The sequence below is a fragment of the uncultured Corynebacterium sp. genome (assembly GCF_902782855.1).
Lineage (GTDB): Bacteria > Actinomycetota > Actinomycetes > Mycobacteriales > Mycobacteriaceae > Corynebacterium.
This window is the reverse complement of sequence record NZ_CACZOO010000088.1, coordinates 1-2999: the sequence shown is the minus strand read 5'-3', so window position 1 is coordinate 2999 and position 2999 is coordinate 1. Positions and strand designations below refer to the sequence as shown.

Below are 2999 nucleotides of genomic sequence, written 5' to 3'. Positions count from 1 at the left end.
TCCCCGGCTCAAGGATCTGGACGATGCGGCCTCTCGCTCGGCGCTGGTCGCTCCGGCCGCAGATGGCGGTGTGGCCTGGGATGCAGAAGCACTGACCAGCGCGCTGCAGGAGGTCTGCGGGTATCCGTATTTCATCCAGTTGCTCGGTGAAGAGTCATGGACGGCCGCTGGCTACCCGGACTCCGGTTCCGTCATCACTGTGGACGATGTGGCTGTGGCGATGGAGGAGTACCGGACGTCACAGAACGACTTCTTCCGTGCCCGGTGGATGAAGGCGACCGAGGTGGAGGTGAAGATGCTCACTGCCATGGCTGAGCCTCGGGGACGCGGAACTGCGCCGTAGGGACGTCGCGGAGCGGATGGGCAGGTCCCCCGGTGAGATCAGCATGGTGCGCAGGTCTCTGATGGACAAGGGGCTGATCCAGTCCACCGGATTCGGGGAACCGAGCTTCACCGCCCCCGTTGGCGATCCGATCCGACCTACGCTCCCCTTACGAAGCGTTGTCTGGTTGAATACTCCGAGTCAACGACCCTCAACAGTGAGGTCACTGATCCACTCGGGTGGGCTCCGGGAAGCGATCAACGCACTCTGAAACCGGAAGAGCCGGAAAACCGGAGGCCGCGCTACAGTACGGAACCATGACCGGCAGGGACGCACACGATCACACTGCGCACGACCACGACGCAGCACGACTCTGCACGCTGTCCGACGACTGGGCCGAGACCTTCCGACTGCTCGGCGACCCCACCCGCCTCCGGCTGCTCACCCTGCTGCACTACGAGGGCCCGGGGACGCTGAGCATGTCCGAGCTCGCCGACAGTGCGGGAGTGAGGACGGCCACCGCCTCCGCCGCGCTCCGGCTCCTGACCACGGCGGGGATCGTCACCGCGACCCGGGACGGCCGGATGATGCGCTACGCGCTGACCGATGAGCGCGTCCACCGGCTGCTGCACCACCTCGGTGGTACACACGCACACTGACGCCTTCGTTGTCACCGCCGCGACCGTGCCTGTGACCGCGACCGCGTCCAGCGTCGGGCGTCGTCGGCGGAGAGCGCCAGCAGAACGAGGATGTCCAGCGCCAGAGTGAACACCGTGGTGTGCAGGGTGAGGTGCGTGCCGTGCACGTGGTAACTCACCGCCACGCCGATGATGCTCAGCGTCGTCCAGCATTCCACGATGCTGCGGGCACCGTTGCGTCCACGCCACAGCATCACCGCGAGGAGGAGCAGCACCACCGTCCACAGGGCGTGGACGATCCCCAGGATGACCAGGGCGGGGTACCCGTCGGGGACGACGGTGTGGCGGAGATCCTCCCACCTTCCGGCGACCTCCGCCATCCACAGCAGCCCACCTGCGGCGCGGAGCAGGAGGAAGAGCACACCGAGAACGATGTGGACCGGGCGGGGAATTCCCGGCATCCACCGATGACGCTGCCCCGCGCCGTCGGAAACCCCCGTCCCGTCGGCAGCCCCGGTGTGAGCGGCCGCATCAGTTCCCGTGTTCTGCGGACGGGACAACCGGCGGACCGCCCGCAGATCGAGGACCGGCAGGTTCCCGTCGGTGTGGATCGAGTCCCCGCCACCGTTGCGGGCATGGTAGCCCGAGGAGAATCCCACCAGTGTCTCCACCGACGCCCCCGGGACCTGCTGTACCACCCCGTTGACGAGGCGGTCGCGCTCCCGGTCGACGTCCGGGGCGATCCGGTGGGTGATCTGCAACGTGAACAGGGAGAATCCGACGGTCCGGTCGTATGTCGCCGCAGCGAGCCAGTCGACCCGCACCCCGCCCGGCAGGAGCCAGCCGTCAGGGGTACGCCAGAACCGGACATGGTGGCGGCGTGCCGGATTGCCGGCGACCTCCTGCTGGACGGCGAGGTCCTGGCGTCGACCGAAGAGGTACAGCGGGCTGACCGGTGCGGTCGGGTAGCTGCGTCTGCCCAGGACGGCGGCCACCGTCCGCCACGAGGTCCGCGGTGTCACCGGGTCGGCGGGTCGCCATCCGGTGTCGGCGAGGGCGGTGAGCAGGGCGTCCCCGTCGCCGAGGACGGCAAGGTTGACGGGGTCGCCGAGCAGCCCGTCGCCGGTGCGGGTCCGGCCGATGAAGTAGTCGGGGACGTAGACGCGGGTGAGGATGCGGTGCAGGCGCGGCAGCACGAGGTAGGCCAGCATCAACCAGAACAGGACCAGCAGGCCGACGCCCCACCACCCGACGGTGACGGTGTCGGTGAGCAGCAGCCAGGCCAGCCAGATCGCGGCGAGGCCGGCGAAGACGAAGAAGAACCGGTCGAGCCGGGCGAGAACTGCTGCGACGGGAACGCTGCGCATGACGGTCATCGTAGCGCCGCCACCGGTCCCGGTCCCGGTGTTACCGCCAGGTTAAAGACAGTGGCGACGGTCCGCGCTCCCCCGGTCCCGGCAGTACCGTGAAGGGGACACAACCGGAAAGACGCGAAGGACGCCATGGATCTCACTCCCCGGGAGCAGGAGAAGCTTCTCCTGTTCACCGCCGCCGAAGTCTCCCGCCGCCGCCTCGCCCGGGGCCTGGCACTCAACGTCCCCGAGGCGACCGCCCTGATCAGCGAGGCCGTCGTCGAGGCGGCCCGCGACGGACGCACCGTCGCTGAGGCGATGGAGATCGGCACGCAGGTTCTCGGCCCCGACCAGGTGCAGGAGGGGGTGCGTGACCTGCTCAGTCTCATCCAGGTCGAGGCGACGTTCCCCGACGGCACGAAGCTCGTCAGCGTCCACGATCCGATCGGGCAGTAGGGGAGCGGCATGAGCATCACCGTCCTCTACGCCGGCGCTGAGTCACCGACCCCGGACGCACTGGCCACAGCCACAGCCACCCCGGTCGTCACCGGCCCCCGGGCGTTGGCCACCCACGTTGAACAGGCGAAACAGTGCGAAGCCCCGCTGGTCGTCATCCCCGCCGGCACCGACCGCGACCTCACCTCGGTCACCCAGGCCGCGCAGGCACTGCAGTGGGCGCAGCGCTCC

General features: G+C 68.8%; 3 protein-coding genes and 2 pseudogenes. 4 read left to right on the top strand and 1 reads right to left on the bottom strand.

Annotation, left to right across the window (positions count from 1 at the left end):
• Window positions 1–343 (top strand): annotated as a pseudogene (locus QZV72_RS04120) (ATP-binding protein); the annotation flags it as partial.
• A gap of 296 nt (window positions 344–639) precedes the next feature.
• Window positions 640–981: a helix-turn-helix domain-containing protein gene (locus QZV72_RS04115; protein WP_297005653.1), complete on the top strand. Its 342-nt coding sequence runs from the start codon at window positions 640–642 to the stop codon at window positions 979–981.
• An 11-nt stretch (window positions 982–992) separates the two neighbouring features.
• Here the strand turns inward: QZV72_RS04115 and QZV72_RS04110 are convergent, their stop codons facing one another.
• Window positions 993–2327: an LssY C-terminal domain-containing protein gene (locus tag QZV72_RS04110; protein WP_297005650.1), complete on the bottom strand. Its 1335-nt coding sequence runs from the start codon at window positions 2325–2327 to the stop codon at window positions 993–995.
• A 135-nt stretch (window positions 2328–2462) separates the two neighbouring features.
• Between QZV72_RS04110 and QZV72_RS04105 the strand changes: the two genes are divergently transcribed.
• Window positions 2463–2768: an urease subunit gamma gene (locus QZV72_RS04105; protein WP_014011090.1), complete on the top strand. Its 306-nt coding sequence runs from the start codon at window positions 2463–2465 to the stop codon at window positions 2766–2768.
• Window positions 2769–2777: 9 nt separating this feature from the next.
• Window positions 2778–2999, top strand: a pseudogene (locus tag QZV72_RS04100) (hypothetical protein); the annotation flags it as partial.

What these genes read in the sequence shown, in the direction of transcription:
- QZV72_RS04115 (WP_297005653.1), top strand. Translation starts at nt 640, where the DNA reads ATGACCGGCAGGGACGCACACGATCACACTGCGCACGACCACGACGCA.
- QZV72_RS04110 (WP_297005650.1), bottom strand. Translation starts at nt 2,327, where the DNA reads ATGCGCAGCGTTCCCGTCGCAGCAGTTCTCGCCCGGCTCGACCGGTTC.
- QZV72_RS04105 (WP_014011090.1), top strand. Translation starts at nt 2,463, where the DNA reads ATGGATCTCACTCCCCGGGAGCAGGAGAAGCTTCTCCTGTTCACCGCC.